The organism is Paenibacillus sp. PsM32 (assembly GCF_030433815.1).
Lineage (GTDB): Bacteria > Bacillota > Bacilli > Paenibacillales > Paenibacillaceae > Saccharibacillus > Saccharibacillus kyungheensis.
Window position 1 is genome coordinate 1 of record NZ_JARUWY010000010.1, and the last position, 26,261, is coordinate 26,261.

General features: G+C 39.2%; 21 protein-coding genes. 16 read left to right on the plus strand and 5 right to left on the minus strand.

Translation table 11 applies throughout. From position 1 onward, the window contains the following. Positions 1-165 precede the first annotated feature (165 nt). The 5 genes from QCD85_RS17570 (at position 166) to QCD85_RS17590 (ending at position 5,110) form a co-directional block, all read left to right on the plus strand. Positions 166-1,020: an HAD family hydrolase gene (locus QCD85_RS17570; protein WP_301263387.1), complete on the plus strand. Its 855-nt coding sequence runs from the start codon at positions 166-168 to the stop codon at positions 1,018-1,020. 128 nt (positions 1,021-1,148) lie between these two features. Further along, positions 1,149-2,915, plus strand: a complete 1,767-nt coding sequence (locus QCD85_RS17575; RefSeq protein WP_301263388.1) for a glycoside hydrolase family 2 protein — start codon at positions 1,149-1,151, stop codon at positions 2,913-2,915. A gap of 8 nt (positions 2,916-2,923) precedes the next feature. After that, complete coding sequence (yqeK, locus tag QCD85_RS17580; RefSeq protein ID WP_301263389.1) at positions 2,924-4,084, plus strand: bis(5'-nucleosyl)-tetraphosphatase (symmetrical) YqeK; 1,161 nt, start codon at positions 2,924-2,926, stop codon at positions 4,082-4,084. A gap of 48 nt (positions 4,085-4,132) precedes the next feature. Further along, entirely contained in the window at positions 4,133-4,645 is a 513-nt protein-coding gene (locus QCD85_RS17585) for an NUDIX domain-containing protein (protein ID WP_301263390.1), read from the plus strand. A 42-nt stretch (positions 4,646-4,687) separates the two neighbouring features. Beyond that, positions 4,688-5,110, plus strand: coding sequence for a VanZ family protein (locus QCD85_RS17590; RefSeq protein ID WP_301263391.1), 423 nt, complete (start codon positions 4,688-4,690; stop codon positions 5,108-5,110). A gap of 62 nt (positions 5,111-5,172) precedes the next feature. Here the strand turns inward: QCD85_RS17590 and QCD85_RS17595 are convergent, their stop codons facing one another. Together QCD85_RS17595 and QCD85_RS17600 are read right to left on the minus strand one after the other, a co-directional pair. Further along, positions 5,173-6,492: an MFS transporter gene (locus tag QCD85_RS17595; RefSeq protein ID WP_301263392.1), complete on the minus strand. Its 1,320-nt coding sequence runs from the start codon at positions 6,490-6,492 to the stop codon at positions 5,173-5,175. A gap of 120 nt (positions 6,493-6,612) precedes the next feature. Continuing rightward, positions 6,613-7,596, minus strand: a complete 984-nt coding sequence (locus QCD85_RS17600; RefSeq protein ID WP_301263393.1) for a FecCD family ABC transporter permease — start codon at positions 7,594-7,596, stop codon at positions 6,613-6,615. A gap of 284 nt (positions 7,597-7,880) precedes the next feature. Here QCD85_RS17600 and QCD85_RS17605 point away from each other — a divergent pair, with 284 nt between their 5' ends. Then, positions 7,881-8,756, plus strand: a complete 876-nt coding sequence (locus tag QCD85_RS17605; protein WP_301263394.1) for an aminoglycoside 6-adenylyltransferase — start codon at positions 7,881-7,883, stop codon at positions 8,754-8,756. Between the two features lie 82 nt (positions 8,757-8,838). Here the strand turns inward: QCD85_RS17605 and QCD85_RS17610 are convergent, their stop codons facing one another. The 3 genes from QCD85_RS17610 to QCD85_RS17620 form a co-directional block, all read right to left on the minus strand. Continuing rightward, complete coding sequence (locus QCD85_RS17610; RefSeq protein WP_301263395.1) at positions 8,839-9,897, minus strand: S66 family peptidase; 1,059 nt, start codon at positions 9,895-9,897, stop codon at positions 8,839-8,841. 66 nt (positions 9,898-9,963) lie between these two features. Then, positions 9,964-10,938, minus strand: a complete 975-nt coding sequence (locus tag QCD85_RS17615) for an aldo/keto reductase (protein ID WP_273615960.1) — start codon at positions 10,936-10,938, stop codon at positions 9,964-9,966. A 95-nt stretch (positions 10,939-11,033) separates the two neighbouring features. Next, a complete protein-coding gene (locus QCD85_RS17620; RefSeq protein WP_273615961.1) occupies positions 11,034-11,810 on the minus strand; it encodes an ABC transporter ATP-binding protein in 777 nt (258 codons plus the stop codon). 94 nt (positions 11,811-11,904) lie between these two features. Here QCD85_RS17620 and QCD85_RS17625 point away from each other — a divergent pair, with 94 nt between their 5' ends. From QCD85_RS17625 to QCD85_RS17670, 10 genes are all read left to right on the plus strand, one after another. Then, positions 11,905-12,855, plus strand: a complete 951-nt coding sequence (locus tag QCD85_RS17625; RefSeq protein WP_301263396.1) for an ADP-ribosylglycohydrolase family protein — start codon at positions 11,905-11,907, stop codon at positions 12,853-12,855. A gap of 2 nt (positions 12,856-12,857) precedes the next feature. Continuing rightward, positions 12,858-13,586, plus strand: a complete 729-nt coding sequence (locus QCD85_RS17630; protein ID WP_273615963.1) for a DUF1361 domain-containing protein — start codon at positions 12,858-12,860, stop codon at positions 13,584-13,586. A 9-nt stretch (positions 13,587-13,595) separates the two neighbouring features. Further along, on the plus strand, positions 13,596-15,344 hold the full coding sequence (locus tag QCD85_RS17635) for a sensor histidine kinase (protein WP_274170171.1): 1,749 nt from the start codon (positions 13,596-13,598) through the stop codon (positions 15,342-15,344). A 9-nt stretch (positions 15,345-15,353) separates the two neighbouring features. Then, a complete protein-coding gene (locus QCD85_RS17640; protein WP_273615965.1) occupies positions 15,354-16,958 on the plus strand; it encodes a response regulator in 1,605 nt (534 codons plus the stop codon). Positions 16,959-17,106: 148 nt separating this feature from the next. Further along, positions 17,107-18,774 (plus strand): extracellular solute-binding protein, encoded by a 1,668-nt coding sequence (locus QCD85_RS17645; protein ID WP_273615966.1) that lies wholly within the window; start codon positions 17,107-17,109, stop codon positions 18,772-18,774. A 162-nt stretch (positions 18,775-18,936) separates the two neighbouring features. Further along, positions 18,937-19,827 carry an ABC transporter permease gene (locus QCD85_RS17650; protein ID WP_273615967.1) on the plus strand — a complete coding sequence of 297 codons (891 nt, stop codon included), beginning with the start codon at positions 18,937-18,939 and terminating at the stop codon, positions 19,825-19,827. Between the two features lie 73 nt (positions 19,828-19,900). Beyond that, entirely contained in the window at positions 19,901-20,779 is an 879-nt protein-coding gene (locus tag QCD85_RS17655; protein ID WP_204824358.1) for a carbohydrate ABC transporter permease, read from the plus strand. Between the two features lie 255 nt (positions 20,780-21,034). After that, on the plus strand, positions 21,035-23,098 hold the full coding sequence (locus tag QCD85_RS17660; RefSeq protein ID WP_301263397.1) for a beta-galactosidase: 2,064 nt from the start codon (positions 21,035-21,037) through the stop codon (positions 23,096-23,098). A 261-nt stretch (positions 23,099-23,359) separates the two neighbouring features. Further along, a complete protein-coding gene (locus QCD85_RS17665; RefSeq protein WP_301263398.1) occupies positions 23,360-24,337 on the plus strand; it encodes a LacI family DNA-binding transcriptional regulator in 978 nt (325 codons plus the stop codon). A gap of 238 nt (positions 24,338-24,575) precedes the next feature. Further along, on the plus strand, positions 24,576-26,048 hold the full coding sequence (locus QCD85_RS17670) for a glycoside hydrolase family 32 protein (RefSeq protein ID WP_301263399.1): 1,473 nt from the start codon (positions 24,576-24,578) through the stop codon (positions 26,046-26,048). The last annotated feature ends 213 nt before the right edge of the window (positions 26,049-26,261 follow it).

Here is a 26,261-nt window from a genome sequence, read left to right on the forward strand (position 1 = left end):
GGCCGCCGTTTAAAAACGTACTTTTTAAGTGTCTACTTGACGGGGCTATGACCATCAATGTCAGTCTTTTTTTGCATTTAACAAATTTATGGTATAAAACGATACTTTGGCTAACACTTTGTTTGTAATATTAATAACGTACTTTACAAATGAAGGAGGCTAACGATGTCTATGGATGAGTCTATGCGTATGCCTATTCGTTGGATCGTTTCTGATCTGGACGGCACTTTACTGGATACACACCAACATATTTCTTCTTATATGCAACAGCGTATTCACACTTTTATAATGAATGGTGGACACTTTACACTGGCTACAGGCAGATCGTTAATCAGTGTTCAACCTTTTATAGAGTTATTACATCTAACTGATCCTATTATTCTGTACAATGGAGCCAAAATATATGACCCTTTGCAAGCTTGCTTTCTAGAAGAAAAGTTTGTCTCGTTAGCTCATGTACAATGGATATTTAATCATTATTACAATATACGTCAACCGTTTGATCTCGATTTGCTTCTTTTTTATCAAGAACAGATTTATTGCACACGTATTACTCCCAAAATACAACGGTGGATCGATAAAGAACAAGTTGAAGTACAAGTCGTTACGTTAGCTTCTTTGGAACAAGTAGCATCCCAGATCACCAAAATGATGTTGCTTGGCGAACCGGAATCGTTAACCCTTTTTCAGCAACAGATCGAATTATTAAATACAGTGAAATCCGAGCATGATATTTTAGAAATATTGCCTTTTGGGACAAGTAAAGGAACAGCATTGCAACAATTGATCACCATGACAGGCGGTCATCATGATGAGTTTTTAACGGTAGGCGATCATCTTAATGATATTGAAATGATTCAGTTAACACGTCATGGTGTAGCGATGCAAAATGGTCATCCAGAGCTTAAACACGTAGCCAATTGGATCACTGCCAAAACGAATAACGAAGATGCATTGATTGAAGTGATAGATTATGTAGAGCAGAGTTGGATCACACAATATAATCCAGTGATTAGATAAAATAGTAAGCAAACCTACCTTTGACCACATGTGAAAGGGTACAGGTTTGCTTCTTTTTTTGTAGTTGTTTCTGTATTTTTGTTATGCTAAGCTAGTCTACATTCTATTACATAAAAGGAGAAGATATGATGGATCGACTGTTTCAAAATCATCGTATTCGGACTAGAGAATCATTAGAAGGTGTATGGGATTTTGGTAAATTGAGAGCGTTATCATTCGATGAGATATCTCAAAATATAGATTATTCCCATAAGGTTGCTGTACCTGGTTGTTGGGAGATGCATCCTCAATTACTGACTTATCGTGGACAAGGCATTTATCGTCGTTCTATCTATATTCACCATCCATCACATGTTAGATTGCTATTTAAAGGAGTAAGTCATACCGCCAAAGTTTTTTGGGATGGTCAACAGGTAGCCGAGCATTATAATGCCTATACTGCATTTGATACTATGATTACAAATGTTCAGCAAGGATATCATGAATTGTGTGTAGCAGTGGATAATTCATTTGGTCAACATTCTGCTTTGCATATTCCTAATGATTATTATACATATGGTGGTATTATTCGGCCATTGATAATGGAAATGATTCCGCTACAGAGTTGTTCGATTCAATCGGTTCAATTTACTCCGGTTAAAGAAGATTGGACGAAAGACGAGCACGGACATTGGCAAGCGAAAGTACGGATAGCTTTACAATCTTATGCAGATCATACGATCAAAGGGCATATCCAATTTGGATTATCACCTCTTCAGCAAGCGACGATCTGGGAGCAAGAATTGCCAGAGATTACGATAGAAGCTGGACAGTACTTGGAATTTTTGCACACGTTTACATTTTCGGATATACAATCATGGTGTCCTGATCATCCTTATCTGTATGAATGGCAGACTTTCTGGTATCAGCATGAATCATCTTCTGTAGAACTTGTAGACGATTGGATTGAACGTGTAGGGTTTCGTACTATTCAGACTCACGAAGAAAAGTTGTTATTAAATAATGAACCGATCGTTTTGAAAGGATTCAATCGACATGAAGATCATCCTATGGTTGGTGCTTCTTTTCCTATAGCATTGATGGTGCAAGATCTGAACTTAATGATCCACACAGGTGCAAATGCTGTACGTACCAGTCATTATCCAAATGATGAACGTTTTCTGGATCTATGCGATGAATATGGGATATTAGTATGGGAAGAAAATCATGCTCGTGGATTAAGTATAGAAAATATGCGTCATCCGCAATTTATAGAGCAGTGTGAACAGGTTAATCGGGAAATGGTTTATCAACATTATAATCATCCATCGATTATCATATGGGCTATTCTAAATGAATGTGCAAGCGATTTAGAAGAAGGTCGAATTCATTATCAACTTCAATTGGAGCAGATTCGAAGTTTGGATAATAGTCGACCTCTTAGCTTTGCTTCTCATCATCGAGAAAATGAAATCTGTTTTGATCTGGCAGATATTGTATCATTTAATCTCTATCCAGGTTGGTATGGTGATGAAGATCCGGCGGAATTATGCGATCTAGCACGTGGATGGGCAGATCAAGCAGGCGGAAAAGGTAAACCGATGATAATGAGTGAATTTGGAGCAGATGGATTTTATGGATATCGGTCGCCTACACGTGTCAAAGGTACAGAAGAACGACAAGCAGATATCATTGAGAGTAATTTGAAAGCGTATACTCAGCGAGAATATATATCTGGAATGTTTATTTGGCAATTTTGTGATTGCCGTGTGACAGAAGAAGGCATCTGGCCGATGATACGGGCACGAACACAAAATAATAAAGGAATTGTAGATGCTTATCGTCGCCCCAAACTTGCATATGAAGTGGTAACACGATATTTTAAAGGAAGCGATGAAGCTTTGAATGGAGAGTGAACAGCACAATGAATGATATAGCCAAGCACCTGTTGCAACAGTATTTAGAACCCTATGATCCAGCACAATCTATTCCCGCTTATATAGAAAATACATTTTGTAACCATCACCATCAAGATACATGGCAACATAGCTTAAAAGTAGCAGAACAAGCTGTTATATTGGCAGAACGGTATGGAGCTGATCCGCATATTGCTCAATATGCAGGTTATCTACATGATCTAAGTACATTGTTTACAGATCAGGAGAAGCATGAACTAGCTCAGCAATTAGGCATACAAATACTTAAGGAAGAACAACAAGTTCCTTATGTGTTGCATCAGAAATTATCTAGCTGGTTAGCGTCAGAATGGTTTGGCCTGGACCATCCAGATCTGCTAAGTGCGATTAAATGCCATACTACTCTTTATCCAGAGCTTGGATTGATGGATAAAATTCTTTTTGTCGCTGATAAATGTTCATGGGCATCAGAACATTCCGCTCCCTTTATTCATCAGATGAAAAGTGCATCCCAACATTCATTAGATGAAGCTATTATTGTCTATTTGGATTATGTGTGGCAACAGCGTGATCAGATGGTGATCCATCCATGGCTTGAAGCGACCAAAGCTATATTTGATATGAAGCAGACCAAGCAGTTACTAAGTACATTGCCAGCACTTTCTCAAGATATTCATTGGGGCCCGGTTACAGCTAAATTTCAACCGATAACTTCGTTAGACGAAATAGATACTTCATTGATTAGTAATGTGTCTATTGTACCGATGGTAGGGGATCAAGTGGTGATCATGCAATTGGAAGATGGACGCTGGGAATTGCCAGGCGGTACGCTGGAAGAAGGAGAACATTATATCTCCGCATTAGAACGTGAAGTGATGGAAGAAATGGGAGCCACATTGATCGATTACCATGTCTTTGGTTATTTTCAATGTACTTCAGAAGCAGAGACTCCGTATCGACCTTATATTCCACATCCTTCATTTATTCGACTGACGGTGTATGGACAGGTGCAATTGGATCATCAACCGCTTAACCCTCCCGATGGAGAGCAAGTAGTGCTAGTGGATGTAGTAAGTATTGAGGAAGCTATCAAGCGCTTAACGCAAACAGGTCGACAAGATCTTGCTGACTTTTATGAGATCGGATATGATATCAGTCTGCGTTCGTGATGTCTACTTAGGTATATAAAAGGAATTGATCTAGAAAGGTGTGAATATATGGTTATTCGTACAGTATGTCTTTGTTTGCTTCAGCAAGATCAACGCTTTCTTTTTCAACGAATAGAGAATGTGCATGAAAGTAAAACAATGTATCGTCCTATAGGTGGAACGATGGAATATGGAGAAAGTAGTCTGGTCACCGTCAAGCGAGAAGTGAAAGAAGAAATTCATGTAGATATTATCCATCCTGTACTGCAGTATGTGATAGAAAATCATTTTGAATATACAGAGCAAGATCAATCTACAGGAGTCTCAGTGCAAGGATTAGGGCACGAGATTACATTTATTTATAGTGCGCATGTTGATGATCCTTTATTTTACAAGCAAGATATCGTATACGGAATCGAAAGTAATGAAGTGTCTTATGAAGCAGAATGGAAAACATTACATGAACTAAAAGAAGATCCTGATGCGTTGGTAGTACCCGAAGGATTGTTAGAATTATTACTCCAAACCAAAATCAAAGAAAGCAGTTCTTCTTTGTATCATCAGATTGCTTCGGCTACATAATAGAACCCAAAGTGATTATCACGAAAGCGCAGGATGTACGTTATGAAAAAAGTGTCTGTACTTTTATTAAGTATCTATACTCCGCTGTTATTGTACTGGATGTTTTTCGGATTCGGGAGAGAATATGATGCTCAAGCGGCATATCGGTATAATCTTGTTCCTTTTCATACGATCACCGATTTTGCTTTGATGCGATTCGGGGGACGGATCGATCAGTGGATTAATTTATTTGGCAATGTCGCTGTATTTATCCCATTTGGATTAGGGATTCCGTTTATAAAACCATATAGATTGTATTCTTTGCTACTGCGTTTCGGATTATGTATTCTTATCGTCGAAATAGTGCAAATGCTCAGCAAACGAGGGACATTTGATATCGACGATGTGATCCTTAATTCTATTGGTGTAACGATAGGTTGGTGTCTATGGCGCTATATCTTTCATGTTAGCCAAAGGTCATCATAAGAAAAGCATCCTGCAATATCACAGGATGCTTTTTTATGTGTTGGTATGTTGATCAATGATAATTATGACGAAGGAATAGCTTGAACATGGTTATTTGTAGGCTTACGGAACATAAAGTAATATAACAACGAAGAAATCGTATAAAGTACACCCGTAATACTAAATGCAATCGCATATCCCCAATAGGTGCCATAGCTAGTGACCAGATATGATTGTACCGGCCCCATACTTGCCCAGCCTAACATAAATACCGTCTGCATCAATGAGTTAGCGATACTGCGCCTTTTGTCAGATACCCGATCAACCATAATCGAAGATTGAAGAGGATTGGCAGCATTCATCAACGCTTGTCGGAACAAAAAGCTCACCGAAGCGATAATCAATACATTGGTGAATCCTGTAAGTAATAAGAATGGTAATGACAATAACTGAAATACCACTACCGCTCGTACAGCACCGATTCGTGCTGCCAAAGAAGGCCCCAGTAACATCGAGACAATCGTCATCAATTGTCCTAACGAGATCAATATACTCATTGATGTTAACGAAACGTCAAACCGATTGGTAAAGTAAAGATTTAAGTAAGGAACAACTAATCCAGAACCTAGCCCTGTCAATAACTGTGCCAGTAGAAAACGGCTAATAAATACAGTATCTGAATGAGTAGTAGAAGGAGCGGCTGGAGATGATGTTATTACGGTAGCAGGTGTTGATTGTTCTGCCTGCTTATTTTCTATTGTGTTGACAGCAGGTGCTGAAGAAACCGCTGAAACAGGATGTTCACGAATCATCGCCATCGGGATAAATGAAGCGAGAGTCGCGATACTACCAAGTAATAGTACTAACTGTAAACTTAATACATATGTAAGTCCTGTAAATTGCAAAAGATCTGCAAGTACACCACCGCCTGTATTACCGAGTACTTGCGCAGCCAGTGTAAGACAAGCAAGGTAACTAAACATTCGTAGACGTTTTGATTTTGCTACATTCTCAGCTAGAAAAGGAATAGCCATCACTTGAAAAATAGAAGCAAAGATACCGGAACAGATCGCTAATAATAGTAGACTTTGTTCACCTATCGCAAATGACCTACCCACAAAAAACAAACCACTGGCTAAAGCACCGAGTACCAGTAACTTTTTACGGCTAAATCGGTCGCCCATCAATCCTACAGGGATAAATAAAATAGCTGTAGCTAACGATTGAATACTAATAATACGTCCATTCATTACATCGGGGTAACCAAGCCCTTGAATATACAAATTGTAAAGCACACTGAACATTCCTGTACCTATTTGGTAAAATAAATTCGCCCAGAAAAATAACCGCACATTGTGCGGCCAACTGCGTATTTCATTCCAGATCGATAGTAGTACACGCATGTGATATGCCTCCCTTGGTGTATGTATCCGCAATCAACCTTCGTAGTATAACAGTTTGTGGTTTATTTATAAAGCCAGCGTGAAGGAGAAGCAGATGCATACAGCAAAAGAGTCTGTGTATTAAGAATAACGAAGTATCGTTTTCTCTATTTCTTTACCGATTTGATAAATAAGAAAAGGAGCTCCAATAATAACAGTGATCGGCATGACCGAGATATCAAAAATCGGATCAATCGTACGTGATATAATATCCAATCCTAGAATCAGAACACTACCATAAATAGCTGAACCTAGAATAAGCCAGCGAATCGGCGGATTTTTGAGAAAAAATCGTAATATACTTGGAATAATAATACCTACCAATCCAAGTGGACCTGCTAACATAGTAGAGATACTCGTCATCAAGATCACCATGAGCATACAAATAAGAGTTGCCCAGCTTAAAGAAACAGAACGAACAGCATCGGAGCGATGTTGTACTCGTAATGAGAGTGACCAGCAGATTAAGATAGCTATTACAGTAACAGGCAACAATACCCAGATCGTAAAGCGTGGATTCCCTAGCATAATCGGATTGACTAGATGATCGATATAATCAATTGTAGAATAAGAAGAATACATCATAATCGAAATACAAGTGATAATGCATACCGCCACAATACCGCCGCTAATTTGCCGTAACGATTTTACTTTCCAGGGCAATAACTTCGCAATACTGTAAGCGAATAATCCCCCTAGAGCTGCTCCTGCAATAGCCCATACCATAATCATCCACTGATTCAATGAAGGGGAAAAAATAATAATAATACATAACGCTAGTGCAGTTCCTTGAGTCAGTCCCATCGTAGAAGGAGAAGTCATCGTATTACGTGAAATATACTGCATCACTGTACCCGATACCGCCAGACAAGCACCAACTAGAATACAACCTAATGTGCGAAAAATAGATGAATAGCGTGAATAAAAATTTTCGTTATTAATAGTTACTGAAAAATAACATTCGACGATTGCTAAAACAACACCAATAATCAGTACCATCACAATATAATGAGGTACACGTTGAGGAGTTGCAGAAGCATCTGGAATCGCTGTAGAGCGAGACATAAAACAATTCACTCCTTTATGATATTGAGTATTTGTCCAAATCTACATATGTAAGTGCTACATGACTATCTTATAAGAGGTCAGCCTATAGATATTGCTTTGTAGAGTACTTTATTATTATCGGAAAGAACCTTGTTATTTTTCACTGTTGGAGCAAAAATTTACATAATTAATAAAAATACAACAAAAATTCAAAGCTAGCCGACTTTTAATATGGTAAACTTTGTTAAAATAAACAAAAGATTTCATCAACGAATCAATTTACAGACAGGTGGGGTAAAGCAGTGAATACAATCAAATCACAAGAGCAGATTATCCATATGATTATGACATGGGCGGCACAGACAGCCAATATTCGTGCTGTCGTATTAGCAGGAGTTCATGCAAATAATCCAAGCAATACTGATCCTTTAGAAACGTATCATTTTCAACTTATTGTCAACGAATTGAATACGATGATCTGGCAAGAAGATTGGTTGCACATATGTGGAGAGCCATTAACTACACTACAACATATTCGTCATCATTCTGTGACAGGCGCTGTTGCTTGCACCCAAAATGTGTTATATACCGATGGGGTAGAGGTTGAATTTCAAATATATCCGATCAGTGAATGGGAAAATCAGATCGATAACGAATTGTCTGCTTCTACTACACCTGTATATCAAATATTACTGGATAAAGATCATCGGATTCAAGATTCGATTGTTGTACTGGATCAGCAATCGGTACGCTTAAATAAACCGGTTCGACATGAATATGAGCAGGTTCAGCACGAATTTTGGTGGTATTGTATGCAAACAGCCAAAAGCCTGTTACAACAACAAGTGTTGCTTGCCAAATATCAACTAGATCATATTCTTCGTATTCGTTATTTAGAAAAGATGCTTGATTGGTATGCAGGTAGTCAACATCAATGGGATATTCTGTACCATCATGATCGTGCAGGATACCGACAACAGTTAGAACCGGAATTAGCTCGATCATTAACACAGACGTATGCTGGCGATAATATAGAAGAGAATTGGAACAGCTTACTGCATATGATCCATTTGTTCCGACATTTATCTATCCATGTAGCAGAAGCGATAGATTATGTGTATGATCATGAACAAGATCAACGGATGATTCAATATGTACAACAACTCAAACCTGAATAAATATAGATCATGCTCTTTACACTATGGATATTCAAAAAGACTGAATCCCGGGTTCTCCCAAGATTCAGTCTTTTGTTTGAATTTAACGTAATACTTGTTGAACAGTACCTGATCCGTTGTTCGTCTGAACACGAGCTATAGCTCCATTGATTAGTGTCAGTTGCGGAGGAATATGTCCAATATCTACATTATAAATAACAGGAATCTGTTGTTCTCCAAATACAGATTGTAACGCATCTTGAATTTCAAAATTTTTGACAGGTGTATATCCAGCAGGTCTACCGATAAGAACTCCGCGTGTGTGCTGGAACCAACCTGCTTGATTCATTTGCCAGAGGTGACGGTAGATATCACCAGCATTCATTTCACAGCTTTCCAGATACCATATAAATCCTTCGTCTTGATGATAATGCTTAATAAAATCAGGCACAGGAGACCACGGTGTACCGATTAGTGCAGCAATCACATCCATACATCCGCCAATTAAGCGACCTGTGAATTCAAGTGAAGCTTCTGGTTGATCTTCATGCCCGAGAATCTTCCATTCTGTAGGTGTATCCAGATTAAAATTGGGCTTAGAATAATCGCTATGAGTCTGATGATAAGCTGAAGAATGTTGTTCTATTTGATCTCCAGAGACAGCAGATAATAGATCTTGCCAGCGAATAGTGAGATCATCATCCGCTCCGGAAATATCAACAACTCCCGGCCCATGAGCAGAAGCGTAACCTGTCATCAAAGTATAGGTGAATGTTAATGTGCTAATATCTGAAAATCCTAAAATCCATGTAGGTGTAGCTTGACGAATCTTCTCCCAATTCAATAATGGCAAAATATCCATTAGAAATTCTCCACCCCATGGAGGAATAATCGCTTTGACTTTGTCATCAAGTAGAAATTGCTCCAGTTCTGCTGCACGTTGTTCTTTGGGCAGACTTACACATTTATCATTTGTCCATACACTACTACCTACGCGTGTCTGATATCCTAATTGATGTAGATAAGCAGTAGAACGATGAATCAAATGATGAATCTCTGCTTCTAGTCCGCTCGATGGAGCGATAATACCGATAAGGTCACCTGCTTGCAAAGGAGCAGGGTATATAATGTGTGAATGATAATTAGATGAATGATTTGCCATAATACATAAGCCTCCTACGAATCGGATACAATATTAATTTGAAATACTTATAGATAGCTACTTTGATTATATGCGATAACTAGCAAAAGGTTCACCATTCTTATTCGAGCGACTCATTTCATCTAATCGTGCTTCTACTTCTTCATTAATGATATAGTCCAGACTGTCCAGATTATTTTCCAATTGTTCAGTACGGGTAGCACCTACAATGACTGTAGCAACCGCAGGACGTTTTAATAACCATGCTAGTGCAAGAGTAGCAGGTTCAGTAGAACGATTTTGAGCATATAATTTTAAAACTTCCCCTAGATTGATCCGTTGCGTATTAAAAAAGCGCTGGAATGAAGGGTCTGTCTCCGCACGCGAACCAGCAGGAGAAGAGTGGTTGTCCGAGTATTTGCCTGTCAGAATTCCACCTGCCAACGGAAAGTATGGAATAATACCAAGTCCTTGATCCAGACAAAGAGGAACCATCTCCTGCTCTGGTGTACGATCAGCTAAAGAATACGATGTCTGAAGCGATACATACCGATTGAGATTCAACTGATCGCTGATACTTAAAGCTTTCATTAATTCCCATGCAGCATAGTTAGAAGCTCCGATATACCGTACTTTGCCTGAGCGCACCATATCGTCTAATGTGCGTAATGTTTCTTCCAGTGGAGTATAAGGGTCGAATGTATGAATTTGATACAAGTCTACATAATCAGTCTGCAACCGTTTGAGACTTTGATCCAGTTCACGTTCTAGATGATAACGAGAAGAACCGCGATCATTAGGGCCTTCTCCTGTCGGAAGCCCTGCTTTGGTTGTTAATACCACTTGCTGACGTTTACCCCCTTGCAAGCCTTCCCCGATAATTTGTTCTGAAGCTGTTCCTGCATAGATATTAGCGGTATCGATAAAATTAATTCCACGATCGATAGCCGTATGTAAAATACGAATAGACGTTGCCCGGTCTGCACGTTTGCCAAAAGAGTTGGTTCCCAAACCTAATTCAGATACTTTTAATCCACTTTTTCCAAGATAACGATAGTTCATAGTTATACCCCTTTTATGATATTTATTCTGTGTTGTATCTCTTTTGTGAGTTATTTACAATGACATATAGAACTTGGTACCGATTGAATAGATGATTATACTAAGCGAATAGAGTAACGCTGTCCGGGTTCGGATCGCACTTCTACAGCAGTATCGAAAAAAGAGCTGAGTTGCTTGGATTCTACCATAGCCTCTGTATCTCCTGCGCCGAATACTGCACCATCACGAATCAACAACGTTTTGTTAAAGCAAGGCATAATCTCTTCGATATGATGAGTCACATAGAGCAGTGTAGGCGCATGTTCTTGTGTTGCTATCGACTGTACACGATGCAGTAATTGATCACGTGAAAAAATATCAAGCCCTGTACAAGGTTCATCCAAAATAAGCAATTCCGGCGAAGCCATCAAAGCTCTAGCAATCAGAATACGTTGCCGCTCGCCTTGAGATAAGGTATCATAGGTGCGTCCTACTAGCCTTTCAGCATCCAATTGCTTCATAATAGATAAAGCTTGTGCGTGGTCTTGTTCTTCAATCTGATCGTAAATACCAATCGAAGCAAATTTACCACTGAGAACAATTTTTTCTGCTTTTTCATGACCATGTAATCGTTGTTGCATCGATGTACTGACCCAACCGATCTTTTTGCGATGTTCTCGTAGATCCACTGAACCAAATTGTTCGCCCAGAACATTGATGCTACCTGTTGTAGGCCAAATATAGCCGTTGATCATATTTAACAATGTGGTTTTGCCTGAGCCATTGAGACCGAGTAAGCACCAATGTTCTCCTGATTGCACTTGCCAGGAAATATCATTGATAATCATAGTCTGATCTCTGCGCCAGCTAGCGTGTTGTACATCAATAATCATATAGGCTCACTCCTCGTAAGTTTGGAAATTATTATAGCATTAAATGATTTGCACTTTGAAATGTAAAATGAATTGAAGAAGGAGACTACATAATATGACATTTATAAACCATTCTAGTAAAGATGGAATCATCGGATTGTTAGTTGGAGATGCTGTAGGTGTACCTTATGAATTTTTGGATCGGGAAACGATTGCTCGTCATCCTGCTGTAGATATGATTGGTTATGGCACTCATCAACAGCCAGCAGGCACATGGTCTGACGATGGAGCATTGACTGTAGCTCTATTAGTAAGTCTTATCCATCACCCTGAATTGGACACCATTGATCTGGGTAGACGGTTTATTCAATGGTATCGTCAGGGCATTTGGGCAGCACGTGGTGAGGTATTTGATATTGGAATTGCTACTCGCAAAGCGATTGCTCATATCGAACAAGATCCGACTCGTCCAGAACAAGCAGGGGGCAATGATGAGTATAGCAATGGAAATGGATCTTTAATGCGAATCCTACCTTTAATTTATAAACTGGTGAATAAAGATGCGGCTACACGTTTGGACTGGATTACACGTGTCTCTTCTTTAACACATCGTCATCCTGTATCTATACTTGGCGGTCTTATTTATGTTGAAATCGGGATACAGTTATTACAATTGCCTCCATCGACGACGTTGAAAGAATGCTATCAACAAGCTTGTCAGCATATCAATGTTCAATATGCAGATTATCCTGAAATAGAACGGTATCAACGGTTATTAAGTGGCGAGATAGATCAATTTCCAATCGAAGAAATCTCTTCAAGCGGTTATGTAGTGCATACTTTAGAAGCAAGTATCTGGGTATTGCTTCATACCTCTAATTATCGGGAAGCGATCTTACAAGCGGTGAATCTAGGAGAAGATACCGATACGACTGCGGCTGTAGCAGGAGGACTTGCGGGTATCTATTACGGATATGAGCAAATACCTAAAGAATGGCTTCATCCATTAGCCCGACTGGAAGAAATGGTAGAATATTGCGAGCAATTTGATCAGCAAGGGGAATGATAATGAATAATAAATACGATATCTGGGGAACTAAAGTCTGGACAGGTAAAATCATAGTATTAATCATATTGTTACTCGCTACAGGCTTTTGTGTAGCACTGGGCATTCATTTGCGAAATGCTACAGGGCGAGATATTTACCGTTATCTCAACTGGGACATTTTTCTAGGATGGGTTCCTATCGGACTGGCTTTGTTGATTGATGGAGTGATGAAGCTACGCCGATCATGGATAAGAAATGTATTAGTACTCGGAGCAGGTATTGTCTGGTTATTATTTTATCCTAACTCTGTCTATCTGGTAACAGATACATTACATCCATTTGTGCATTATGAAGCACCTGCCGGGCAACGATTTTTATTTCAGTTAGAGTTTTGGTACCATCTCTTTTTGTTTTTTGTAGCGGCGATCTTAGGTCTGGGATTAGGCACGTATTCGCTATCTTCTATCCAACAATTGGTTCGTGAGCATTATGGTGTAGTGCGTTCATGGATATTTGCTCATATCGTGCTCATTCTTAGCAGTATCGGTATTTATATTGGACGCTTTATTCGTTGGAACAGTTGGAATGCGATTACTCATCCCCAATTGATCTGGAAAGATGTTATTGATATCGTTACCGATCCTGTACAATTGCATTTTATGTTCGTTTTTACAGGAATGATCTGGTTTATCAGTCTTGTAGGTTATTTTATGATGCGTGGCGGAATGTTTATGACAAGACGAGGATGATCAACGACTATGTATCGATATAATTTATTTACCAAAATTGTACTGTTAATTGTGATTATGTTAATTCCTATTATGATGCTGTATATCTACTCTAATCGCACCACAACAGAAGTGCTACGTCGTGAGCTGAATCAATCGAATATCAATCAATTGAACTTTTTTCAGACACAGGTGAATACCAATATAGAATTGTTATCTTCATGGCCTAATTTATTGATTCATGATCCTGATATTGTGAGCTTTAATGATATTTATTTGCAAAATGGATATCTGAATCTAGATGCGATCACATTGGTCAAACGTATCCAAAGTAAACTCGCGATTCAAGAAAGTTCATCCAACTGGCGCAGTCATTTGTCGATCTACTCGCCAAGCCTTATGCGCTTGGTAACAGACAATGATATGAGTGAATATCGTATTAGTCAGGCGCAACGCTGGGCGAAGCCGGGTTGGCAAGTGACTTCTTTACACGATAACAATCGAACAACATTTAATTTCTCATGGACAACTATTTCTCCTTATACTGCCAGTACGCCTGATTTGCGTGATGCAAGTACAGTGATTCGGGTCGAATTTGATAGTAGCAATATTCAAGATATGCTGGATAAATTCAAAAGCGATGGACGACGTGATCCTTTTTATTACAATCCAGAATTAGGTGTCGTCTATAATCGTTCTGCTGACCATACGTTAACAGATGAATTGATCAGTCATCTTCGAGAAAAGCCATTACAAGAATTAGAAAGTCGTACGATTGAAATATCAGATCAGCAGTATATGGTCAATGCGGTTCGTTCGGAAGTGACAGGATGGTATATGGTCGATTATATTCCTCTGGATGATGTGTTACAGCCGATTCATAACTCGAATCGATTGTTTTATTTATCCATGATTGCTTTGTTATTGATGAGTTGTCTTGCTTCGTATCTGCTGTACGCGCAGGTACAGGTTCCGATTCGTCAGTTGATTGCTGGATTCGATCGGTTAAAACAAGAAGATTATTCAGTACGGATACGTCCAAAAGGTAGAAGTGAATTTGCTTATCTATCGATTCGCTTTAATTCTATGGTGGCGCAGATTCAATCGCTATTTGAAAATGTGTATATGGAGAAAATTCATGTGCGTGAAGCAAGACTGAAGCAGTTACAGTCGCAGATTAATCCGCACTTTTTTTACAATTGCTTTTCCTTTATTACCAGTATGGCGAAGCTAAATAACCAGCAAGCGGTTATCGCGATGTCCAAAAATTTGTCTCAATATTATCGTTATACAACCCGTCAAGAACGTGATCTTGTCCCGATGATCGAAGAGATTGATTTTGTGCAGAATTATTTGGAGATTCAGCAGATGCGGATGTCTAGATTGAATTATAATATTCATTTGCCAGAAACTATCAAATCGATACTGATTCCGCCCCTTATTGTGCAGCCATTGGTTGAAAATGCAGTTATTCATGGGATTGAGCGTTATTCTTCCGCAGGCTTGATTACGATTACAGGCTGGTATGAGAACGATCAGTGGTTTTTGAGTGTAGAAGATGATGGTAAAGGCATGGAACCAGAAGCATTAACACGTCTGCAACAAAGTCTTTCTGAACCGCTGGGGGAAGAAATGGGTTGTGGATTATGGAATGTGCATCAACGTTTGACATTACGCTTTGGCGAACAATCCGGTGTACATCTGACTGCATCTGAGTTAGGTGGACTCAAAGTCACATTAAGTTGGACGCCAAATCAAGGAACTAACATTCAGGAGTGAACCGTTACTATGAATATTTTACTTGTCGATGATGAATCTTATGTTACAGAAAGTTTGGAACTCACGATTCCATGGACAGAATTAGGCATTGAAGAAGTCTACCGCGCGGATTCTGTAGATCAGGCGTTATTGGCTTTGAACACATATGATATTGATATTGTAGTCACTGATATTCGTATGCCTGACCGTGATGGATTAGAGTTACTGGCAGAGATAGGGAATACATGGCCGCATATTCGCACACTTGTATTGACCGGTTATTCGGATTTTGAGTATGCACAGAAAGCGATTCGTCTCAAAGCAGGTGATTATATTTTAAAACCTGTCGATGATGATCCGTTTATGGAAAGTATTCGTCGTGTAGTCACAGAGATTGAAGCCGAATGGGGACAGACAGATAAATACAATCAGCTTGCTTATCAGCGTCAATCTGAACTTGAGTTGTTGCGTGATGGTTTATTAAATGATCTGTTATTAGGTCGCGAAGCATCTGATCGTAGTATGTTGTCGCGTCTGGACACGTACGGTATTCATATCAAGCCTGATCATACTGCTCAAATGTTATTTGTTCCTCCAGGTTCGTATACGCAGGATCAGACCGAAGAAGCGATTCGTTTGTTAGAATATGCAATTGGTAATATAACGAATGAGATTTTGGGAGAACATGGTGCTGTCTGGTTAGGACGTGCTCCTCAAGGCGGTCTGGTGATTTTATGGCAGTATGATGCTCAGATGTATGCAGGTTATAAGCTACACATTCGTGAATTACGGGATAGTGTACATCGTTATTTAAAAACGAACTTGTCATTCTGGGTGAGCGATCCTTTTGTATTCCCGACTGAAATTTCCTCGACGTATCGTCAGATGATGCGTTTTGCTCATTTGGCGTATGCCGCAGCTGAACAAGGAATTCATTTTATTCAAGAACAGCACCAACCCTTAGAACGACCATCGGCAATGAAATTTATGGAGTCGCTCTACAAACCACCGGCATTGATTCATTTGTTAGAGTCAGCTCAATGGAATGCAGCCAAGCAAAAAGTAGATCAAGTATTAGATACGATGGAATCGTTACCTCTTACACATGAACATTTATATGAAGTCTATCTAGCTGTCAGTAATGCACTGGTGTATATGGCTCATCATCATGGATACAAGTTAGCAGCATCGGATTCTGGCGGTCTTGACCCTTTTTCTGCGCAACAGATTACCGGTTCACTAAGTAAACTTCGTCTGTGGTGTAATAGTGTACTGACTCGTATCGAACTACAAGGTACACCTTCTGCTTTAGAGCCAAGTCGTAGCCGTATTGTGAAGCAAGTACAAGAAATGGTCGCTGAAAGTCTAGGTCAAGATGTATCGGTCAAAACGATTGCTGATCGTGTATTTTTGCATCCTGTATATTTATCTAAAATCTACAAAACCGAAACAGGTGAAGGATTGGGCGATTATATTATTCGGATTCGTATGGAAAAAGCATTGTATATGCTCAAACATACCAATAGCAAAATTTATGAGATTACCGCAGCGTTAGGTTATCAAAACCCCCAATATTTTAGTAAATTATTTAAAAAACATTACGGAATGACACCAAATGAGTTCCGAGAAACATAAATGATTGCAAAAGGTGCAGGAATGTTATATTCGTGACATAGGCGATTGATGTTCTTGCACCTATACTTAAGAAGTAAGCAAGAAGCAACATACAAGGTTAACGAACGTGAGTAGAAATAAGCTTGAATGTAAAATAAGGGGGAGCAACATGGGAATCAAGAAAACAGCGACGATCGTCATGAGTACACTACTTGTAGCGGCAAGCCTAGCAGGATGTGGAGGCGGTAAAGAAAGCGCACCTGCGGCGGTCAATACTGAAAACGTATACAAAGAGAAATACGATCCACCGGTAACGATCAGCACAGTATGGGGAGTAGATCCAACATTACAATTTAAAAATGGAGAATCTGCTGAAAATAACGTAGCCACTAAATGGGCAAAAGATAAATTTGGGATAGATATCAAATCTCTCTGGTCTGTAACAGATACGAATGGTGCATTTGCTACCAAAGTTAGATTGGCAATGTCTTCCGGACAAGAAATGCCAGATGTTGTGACAATCGGAGATACCGATTCCCAACTAGCGCAAGACTTGATCGATTCAGGTATGTATAGCGAAGTTGGCCCATTGTTCGACAAGTACGCTTCAGATACATGGAAAAAAGCAATGTCTGAAGATGCTAATGTCTGGAATCCTTATATCCGCGATGGTAAAAAAATGGGTATTCCTGTTCTAGATTATGCGTATAACCATGATTATGTATTATGGATTCGTCAAGATTGGTTAACCAAGCTAAATATGAAAGCGCCTACCACTATGGATGAATTAGAAAAAGTGATGGAAGCTTTCAAAAACAACAATCCAGATGGATTGGCACCAGATAAAGTCATTCCACTGAGTATCGGATTCAAATCTTCTATGAATACATGGATGGGCGATCCTTCTTGGATCTTTGGAGCTTATGGAACGATTCCTCAACAATGGAACTTAGCTTCTGATGGTACATTGCAATACGGTTCGATCCAACCAGGAATGAAAGAAGGTCTGGTGAAGATCAAAGAATGGTTCGACAAAGGATATATTCCGAAAGAAGCAGCACTATGGGATGAAAACAAAACATCTGAACCAGCAGTGGCAGGTACAGCAGGTATTTTACCAGGACCTTACTGGATGAGCGGATGGCCTTTACAAGATACAGTGAAAAACGTACCAAGTGCAGTCTGGAAACCGATCACCATTCCAGTTGGGCCAAATGGCAAAGCAATGCGTCATGGTACAACAACAACGAACGGCGTAACATTAATCAATAAAAACATGAAACACCCTGAAGCATTCTTTACGTACCAAAACTACATGTTTGATCAATTGGCGAATCCGTCTGCCAATAGCGAATTTGATAAAGGTCTATTTAAAGGATATGACTATGATGTAGATTCTTCTGGTAAATTGCTAACAGGCGAAAATATTCCAGGCGGCTATGTAAACAGTGTACGTTATCTATTAGTTCGTGATGGTGCACGTATTCCTAATGCTCAAATGGATGCTTTGATTAAATTAGCAGATGGCGGCAAAGCAGAGACTCGTCTAGAACGTGATATTCAAAATAACTACGGTCCTTTGACACCGGAAGCGGCTAAAGTATTGATGTCTCAGAAAGACAGTTCATATCCAAACATGTTTACGGGTCCAACGACACAAAGTATGAAAACGAAAATGGATTACTTGAACAAAATCGAAAGTCAAACCTTTAACGAAATCATTTATGGTAAATCTCCTATCGATTCATTCGATACTTTTGTACAAACATGGAAAACATCAGGTGGCGATGAAGTTACCAAAGAAGTGAACGATTGGTATAAGAGCGTTCATAAATAAGTAACAGATATCAAGTCCTATTGATCGAACAGTAACAAAAGGATATGAGAAAATAACGACTCTATCCAGAGTCGTTATTTTCTTCCTATCTACTGAACAGCAATATATAGAGATATAGAAATATAGAGGAAATACGATATACAAGGCATTAGGAGGAGAGAAATGAAAACACTACGCAAAAATTGGCCGTTTCATGTCATGCTACTACCATCTATGATTTTCTTACTTATTTTCAGTTATGTACCGATGGCTGGAATCGTGATGGCTTTTCAAGATTACAAACCATGGTTAGGATTTACAGGTTCAGAATGGGTAGGGCTTGCTAATTTCCGCTATTTATTTGAACGACAAGATAGTATACAGGTAATCTGGAATACATTAGTCATTGCAGTGTTGAAATTAATTTTTAATTTATTTGTACCCTTTATTTTTGCTATTTTGTTAAATGAAATTCGTCGTGTGAAATTGCAACGTACGATCCAGACATTAGTATACTTACCGCATTTTCTTTCATGGGTTATTTTAGGTGGTATTTTAATCGATTTGCTGGCAACCGATGGATTTGCTAACCGTATTTTAAGCACATTCGGCGTACAACCGATCTTCTTTCTCGGGGATAATGACTGGTTCCGGTTCACAGTCATTGCATCTGATGTATGGAAGGAATTTGGATACAATACGATCATTTTCTTAGCAACCTTAGCAGGTATCAATCCTTCTCTTTATGAAGCAGCAGAGATGGATGGAGCGACTCGCTGGAAACAAACATTGTACGTAACGATCCCTTCAATGATTCCAATGGTAGCCGTAGTAGGTACGCTAGCACTTGGTAATGTATTGAACGCTGGATTCGATCAGATATTTAACTTATACAACCCGCTTGTATATGCGAAAGGCGATATTATTGACACCTTCGTCTATCGTACAGCGATTTTGAATGGTGAAATGGGCTTTGGTACAGCGATCGGATTATTCAAATCAGTCATTAGTATGATTCTTATTCTCCTGTCTTACCGTTTGGCGTACAAATGGGCGAACTACCGTATATTCTAAAGGTGATTTGGTAACCTTCGTACAACATCAACGGATCATTTAAAAAGCGAAACGTAAAGGAAAGAGGGAGAATATGTATTTCAAAACTAAAGGATATCGCGTGTTTAATGTATTTAATACTATTTTGCTTATCCTATTATCAATTATGTGTATCATACCTTTAGTGCATGTACTGGCGATTTCACTCAGTTCCAAAGCAGCAGCCGATGCGAATCTAGTAGCACTATGGCCGATTCAATTTTCATTAGAAGCATACAAAAAGACCATGTTTAACCCGGTATTTTTACATTCGATCTGGATATCAGTATTGCGTACTGTGATTGGTACAGCGATCACATTATGTCTAACTTTTTTAGCCGCATATCCATTGTCCAAAGACAATTCGGTCTTTAAAGGACGCAATATTTACTCTTGGATTTTTGTATTCAGCATGGTATTTACAGGTGGATTAGTACCATTTTATATCGTTATTCAGAAATTAGGCTTAATCGATTCATTCTGGGTACTAGTATTGCCTGGCGCTGTAAATACATTCCTTGTCATTCTAATGCTTAACTTTTTCCGCGGAATTCCTAAAGAACTGGAAGAAGCCGCATTTATCGATGGAGCAGGGCCATTCCGTACCTTGTTTACAATCTACTTGCCGATCTCATTACCATCAATCGCAACGATCACTTTATTCAGCATGGTATTCCATTGGAACTCATGGTTTGATGGATTGCTGTACTTAAACAATGCTAGCCAATTCCCTTTAGCAACATTCTTACAAACCGTTATTATTCAACAAGATATGAGTTCAATGAGTTCCAGCCCGAAAGAAATGGAATTGATCTCTCAAACAACTGTCAAAGCCGCCCAAATTTTCATCGGCGCAGCACCCATCCTAATCGTCTATCCTTTCCTACAAAAATTCTTTGTTAAAGGTATGACTCTAGGTTCTGTCAAAGAATAGTAAAACCAACTCAAATCTTTTAAAAATCTCTCCCCCTGCTACCCAGTCTATAAGGGCGTACTTTATCTTGTAAAAAGTTGCACCCCTAGCAGAGCGCAGGGAACAAAATCAATTCTAAAGGAAGCCTTTAAGGTTGGATATCGACTGCTTAGCAGTCCAATCAAGATATCCAATCTTACCAGCGACCGACAGAATGATTTTGTTCCCGGAGCGGTCTAACAACAAGCAAATATGTAACCATTAAAGGAGCCAATCATGACCACTATTGAACCAACCTGGAACCATATGCTTCATGGAGCCGATTATAATCCTGAGCAATGGCAACACCGTCCTGATATTTTAGAAGAAGATATTCGCTTAATGAAATTAGCCAAATGTAACGTGATGTCTGTAGGTATTTTCTCTTGGGTGGCATTAGAGCCTGAAGAAGGTGTCTATAACTTTGAATGGCTAGATCGTATATTAGATAACTTTGCAGCGAACGGCATCTCGGCATTATTAGCTACCCCAAGTGGAGCACGCCCGGCGTGGATGTCTGCGAAATACCCTGAAGTGTTACGTGTAGAAGCAAATCGTGTGCGTAATCTGCATGGTTTCCGTCATAATCATTGTTTTACTTCTCCGGTCTATCGCGAAAAGGTAGAAACGATGAACAGCAAATTAGCAGAACGTTATGGGGAGCATCCAGCAGTAATCGGCTGGCATATTTCCAATGAATACGGCGGGGAATGTCATTGTAATTACTGTCAGGATGCATTTCGCACTTGGGTACAGAACAAATACACCACACTGGATAATCTCAATGAAGCTTGGTGGACGAACTTCTGGAGCCATACCTACACCGATTGGTCTCAAGTGGAATCACCTGCACCGCACGGGGAGACACAAGTACATGGTATGAATCTGGATTGGCGTCGTTTTGTGACTGATCAGACGGTAGACTTTTGCCGTCATGAAATAGAGCCTTTGCGTAAAATCAATCGTTTGTTGCCTGTAACGACTAACTTTATGTTTACTGGTAATTTCGATGGATTGAACTACTGGAAATTTGCTGATCTATTAGATGTATTGTCATGGGATAGCTATCCAACATGGCATGATCAAGCAGGAGACGCTGTACAAGGAGCAAGTATTGCATTTATGCATGATATTGTTCGCTCTATTAAACAAAAACCTTTCCTATTGATGGAAAGTACTCCAAGCTTAACAAACTGGCAAGATGTCAGTAAAAATAAACGTCCGAATATGCATATGCTATCTTCATTACAAGCAGTTGCACATGGATCAGATTCTGTACAGTATTTCCAATGGCGCAAAAGTCGTGGTTCAAGCGAAAAGTTCCACGGGGCTGTTGTTGACCATGTAGGGCATGAGCATACACGCGTATTCCAAGATGTACAGGATGTAGGGCAAGCATTATCCAGTATGCAAGATATCGTAGGTAGTCATGTTCATGCAGAAGTTGCTGTTATCTATGATTGGGAAAATCGCTGGGCGATCAAAGACAGTCAAGGGCCTCGTAATATCGGCATGAAATACGATCAGACTGTACTGGACTGCTACCGTCCTTTCTGGGAGCGAGGGATTCCTGTCGATGTGATTGATATGGATCAAGATTTATCTAAATACAAAATCGTAGTAGCTCCTATGTTGTATCTTGTACGTGATGGCGTAGGCGAGCGCATGGAGAAATTTGTAGAAGCAGGCGGAACACTCGTAAGTACGTATTGGTCTGGTATCGTAAATGAGACAGATTTATGCTTCTTAGGTGGATTCCCGGGGCCTTTACGCAAAGTACTGGGCATCTGGTCAGAAGAAATTGACGGATTACATGACCATGAGCGCAATCAATTGAAAATGTCAGCCAATAATACATTACAATTCCAAGGGACGTATGAAGTGAAAGAGCTTTGTGATTTGATCCATTTGGAAAATGCAAAAGCATTAGCTGTGTACGGAGACGACTTTTATGCAGATCGTCCGGCACTGACAGTGAATGAATTTGGCCAAGGCGAAGCTTATTATATTGCAGCTCGCACAGAGTATTCTTTCTTAAATGAGTTGATCGGAAAATTAACCGAACGTCAAGAAATCAAGCGTACATTAGCAGCCGATTTACCTGAAGGAGTGACTGCTCACTCACGTACAAACGACAAAGACGAATTTCTGTTTATTCAGAATTACACATCAACTTCGCAACAGATTTCTTTGGATCAACAAACTTATTACGACATGTTAGCAGAGGCAGACAATACTGGAATATCCAGTAAATTAGAGGTTCCAGCTTATGGAATTCGTGTTCTCAAAAGAAGCATTTAAATCCTAAAAGTAAGGAAGGAATGGAGTACTCGTTCCTTCCTTATTTTTATATACATTTCAATTTTAATCTTTATTTTGATATATATTTGCTGTAAAAATCACCTTCAGATAAATTATATGTCGAAACAATTAAAATAACATTGAATATTGTTGTACTTTCATATATATTGAAATCTGAAAGAAACGTATATAGCGATAGAGAGAAAGTTAAACCGTTTACATTTATTACTTATTATTCAAATTATCAAGAGGGGGAGAGACATGCCGACCATACATGATGTCGCCAAACATGCTGGCGTCACTCCAACAACAGTATCCCGGGTATTAAATAACAGGGGCTATATCAGTGATAAGACTCGTAAAAAAGTGTACTCTTCGATGGAAGAGTTGAACTACCAACCGAACGAAATTGCACGTTCACTCAAAAATAAGCAATCGAATATTATTGGGTTGATTGTGCCGGATGTATCACATCCTTTTTTTGCTTCATTTGCTAGTCATATTGAGTATTTTGCGTATGAAAAAGGAATGAAGGTATTGTTATGTAACTCGCATCTTGATCCGGTCAAAGAAAAAGAATATATCGATATGATGCGTGGTAATCGAGTCGATGGCATTATTATGAGTAGCCATACACTGGAAATAGAACAGTATCAAAATGTGCAAAGCCCTATTGTTACATTTGATCGTCAAATAGGCGATATTCCTTTTATTTCTTCGGATAACTATATGGGAGGCAAGCTGGCAACCGAATTGCTGATTAGTAAAGGCTGCCGTAAGATTGCTCATATTTGTGGAAATTTACAGTTGAATCTACTTGCGAATGAGCGAAGTAAAGCTTTTTTGGATGTAGTCAATGTACATAATGTTGATCATGTTGTCATTGAAACAGATATGAATGTTTTCCATACACGAGAATATCAGCAATTGATCCGCGAACTGTTATTGGATCACCCAGATCTGGATGGAGTGTTTGCAACAAGTGATATTATCGCAGCGTATGTGATCAAAGAATGTATGGAAATGGGCATCCATGTACCTGACCAAATTAAAGTCGTTGGTTATGATGATGTCAGTGTTGCTCCCTGGATTACGCCTTCACTTACAACGATTCGTCAGCCGATTGAAGAGATAGGAAAGTTGTCGATCGCATTATTGAGCCAACAAATTAATAATGAAGACTATATCATCAAAAATCAGCTAGATGTTACTTTGATTGAAAGAGCTTCCACGATGTAGTGTGGAGGTTTTTTATAAAAGGTATGTTAACCGATTGATAGGCATTATTGGGTAATTGCTACCTGCATATGACACCTTGTCACTTTGCCAGTATTTTATATAGAATACACAGACAGTAATGTGTATGATTGACTTCAATAAATATAATGATTTAGCGTTTCAATATGTGGTACATTTTGAAAGTATGAGCAATCATAAAACACTTTTCTTATTCGAGCGAAGAAGGGGAAGATTACAGATGAGCTACAGTATTGAGCGGGCTAATGTATTTATTGCTGAATCCAAGCATTTATTAGTAGATCAATATCGTTTACATTATCATTTTATGGGCGAGTTTGGTTGGATTAATGATCCCAACGGCTTTATTCAATACAAAGGTGAATATCATTTATTTTATCAATATCATCCGTATCAACCAGTATGGGGACCGATGCACTGGGGACATGCTGTAAGTAAAGATTTAGTAGAGTGGAGACATCTACCGGTTGCTTTGGCACCGGATCAAGAATACGATCGTGACGGATGTTTTTCAGGAAGTGCGATAGAACATAACGAAGATCTGTATCTATTATATACAGGGCATATTATGACAGGGCCTGATATCACCAAAGACTATTATCAAGTTCAGAATATAGCTGTATCCAAAGATGGTGTTCTTTTTGAAAAAGATGCTCATAATCCAGTGATCAATACCGATCAGATTCCAGCACATACCAGTCAAAAAGATTTCCGCGATCCTAAAGTATTTGTGCGGGATGGACAATTTTATATGGTACTTGGCTCTAATGACGATCAAGGCAAAGGATTGATTTTGCTATATCGTTCTGCTGATCTGCACACATGGGAATATGTAAATGTCATGGCACAGAGTGATGGTACATTGGGCGATAACTGGGAATGCCCTGACGTATTCGACTTGGATGGGGTAGATGTATTGATGATGTCTCCGCAACGGATGGCTCCTCAAGGCAATAATTATCATAATTTACATTCCACAGTCTATATGATAGGTAGGCTAAATACAGATACAGGTGTTTTTGATTATAATCAGTATGTTCCGATCGATTATGGTTTTGACTTTTATGCTTGTCAGACTACATTAGACGAACAGGGTAGACGTATTATGATCGGTTGGATGGATAGCTGGGAAGCTGTTATGCCTACACAGAACGGGCATCATTGGGCAGGGGCTATGACATTACCACGTGAAGTGATTCGTGATGGCGAACGATTGTTATTCCGTCCTGTAGCAGAATTAGAGCAATATCGCTTAGATGGATTACATGCAGAATCATTTGAAGTGCAAGGACAACAAGTACTAGATTACAGAGGCGAAAGTTACGAGCTTGAACTGACCGTCGATGTTACCAAAACCGAACAATTTGCGATCCATTTGCGTACAGGCGAAGCAGAAACAACAGTGCTTAGCTATTCACCACTAGAGCAATTGTTCCGCTTCAACCGCGATCAATCCGGTATTGGCCCGGGCGGGGAACGCATCACTTCACTACCCACACCAGAAGGCAAACTACATGTACGCATTTTTGTAGATACATCTTCTATAGAAATCTTTTTACAAGATGGTGAAAAAGTCATGACCGGACGCATTTATCCACAACAAGAATCACAAGGCATTGCTTTATATTCCAATGGCATCACTCAAGTAGAATCTCTACACATCTGGAATCTAGCCCGCCCTGAACTGGTATAGATAAATAATGTAAAAAAAGAGCTATTCCTAACTGTGTAACAACAGTAGAATAGCTCTTTTACCTTATATTTACACAAATTTTACACACATTTTGTCTACCCATTAAATGATTTTACTCTTTAAATCGTTCTATTCATATTAGACTCAATCTCATCTTAAAAACCATATTTCATACCATTTCCAAAATAACAATCTTAACGCTTGAAAACTCAT

Coding starts and splice junctions, on each gene's coding strand:
- QCD85_RS17600 (WP_301263393.1), bottom strand. CDS start 7,596: ATGTCTCGCTCTACAGCGATTCCAGATGCTTCTGCAACTCCTCAACGT.
- QCD85_RS17625 (WP_301263396.1), top strand. CDS start 11,905: ATGACATTTATAAACCATTCTAGTAAAGATGGAATCATCGGATTGTTA.
- QCD85_RS17670 (WP_301263399.1), top strand. CDS start 24,576: ATGAGCTACAGTATTGAGCGGGCTAATGTATTTATTGCTGAATCCAAG.
- QCD85_RS17615 (WP_273615960.1), bottom strand. CDS start 10,938: ATGAACTATCGTTATCTTGGAAAAAGTGGATTAAAAGTATCTGAATTA.
- QCD85_RS17595 (WP_301263392.1), bottom strand. CDS start 6,492: ATGCGTGTACTACTATCGATCTGGAATGAAATACGCAGTTGGCCGCAC.
- QCD85_RS17610 (WP_301263395.1), bottom strand. CDS start 9,897: ATGGCAAATCATTCATCTAATTATCATTCACACATTATATACCCTGCT.
- QCD85_RS17660 (WP_301263397.1), top strand. CDS start 21,035: ATGACCACTATTGAACCAACCTGGAACCATATGCTTCATGGAGCCGAT.
- QCD85_RS17640 (WP_273615965.1), top strand. CDS start 15,354: ATGAATATTTTACTTGTCGATGATGAATCTTATGTTACAGAAAGTTTG.
- QCD85_RS17645 (WP_273615966.1), top strand. CDS start 17,107: ATGGGAATCAAGAAAACAGCGACGATCGTCATGAGTACACTACTTGTA.
- QCD85_RS17585 (WP_301263390.1), top strand. CDS start 4,133: ATGGTTATTCGTACAGTATGTCTTTGTTTGCTTCAGCAAGATCAACGC.
- QCD85_RS17630 (WP_273615963.1), top strand. CDS start 12,858: ATGAATAATAAATACGATATCTGGGGAACTAAAGTCTGGACAGGTAAA.
- QCD85_RS17650 (WP_273615967.1), top strand. CDS start 18,937: ATGAAAACACTACGCAAAAATTGGCCGTTTCATGTCATGCTACTACCA.
- QCD85_RS17655 (WP_204824358.1), top strand. CDS start 19,901: ATGTATTTCAAAACTAAAGGATATCGCGTGTTTAATGTATTTAATACT.
- QCD85_RS17635 (WP_274170171.1), top strand. CDS start 13,596: ATGTATCGATATAATTTATTTACCAAAATTGTACTGTTAATTGTGATT.
- QCD85_RS17665 (WP_301263398.1), top strand. CDS start 23,360: ATGCCGACCATACATGATGTCGCCAAACATGCTGGCGTCACTCCAACA.
- QCD85_RS17590 (WP_301263391.1), top strand. CDS start 4,688: ATGAAAAAAGTGTCTGTACTTTTATTAAGTATCTATACTCCGCTGTTA.
- QCD85_RS17575 (WP_301263388.1), top strand. CDS start 1,149: ATGGATCGACTGTTTCAAAATCATCGTATTCGGACTAGAGAATCATTA.
- QCD85_RS17620 (WP_273615961.1), bottom strand. CDS start 11,810: ATGATTATTGATGTACAACACGCTAGCTGGCGCAGAGATCAGACTATG.
- QCD85_RS17570 (WP_301263387.1), top strand. CDS start 166: ATGTCTATGGATGAGTCTATGCGTATGCCTATTCGTTGGATCGTTTCT.
- yqeK (WP_301263389.1), top strand. CDS start 2,924: ATGAATGATATAGCCAAGCACCTGTTGCAACAGTATTTAGAACCCTAT.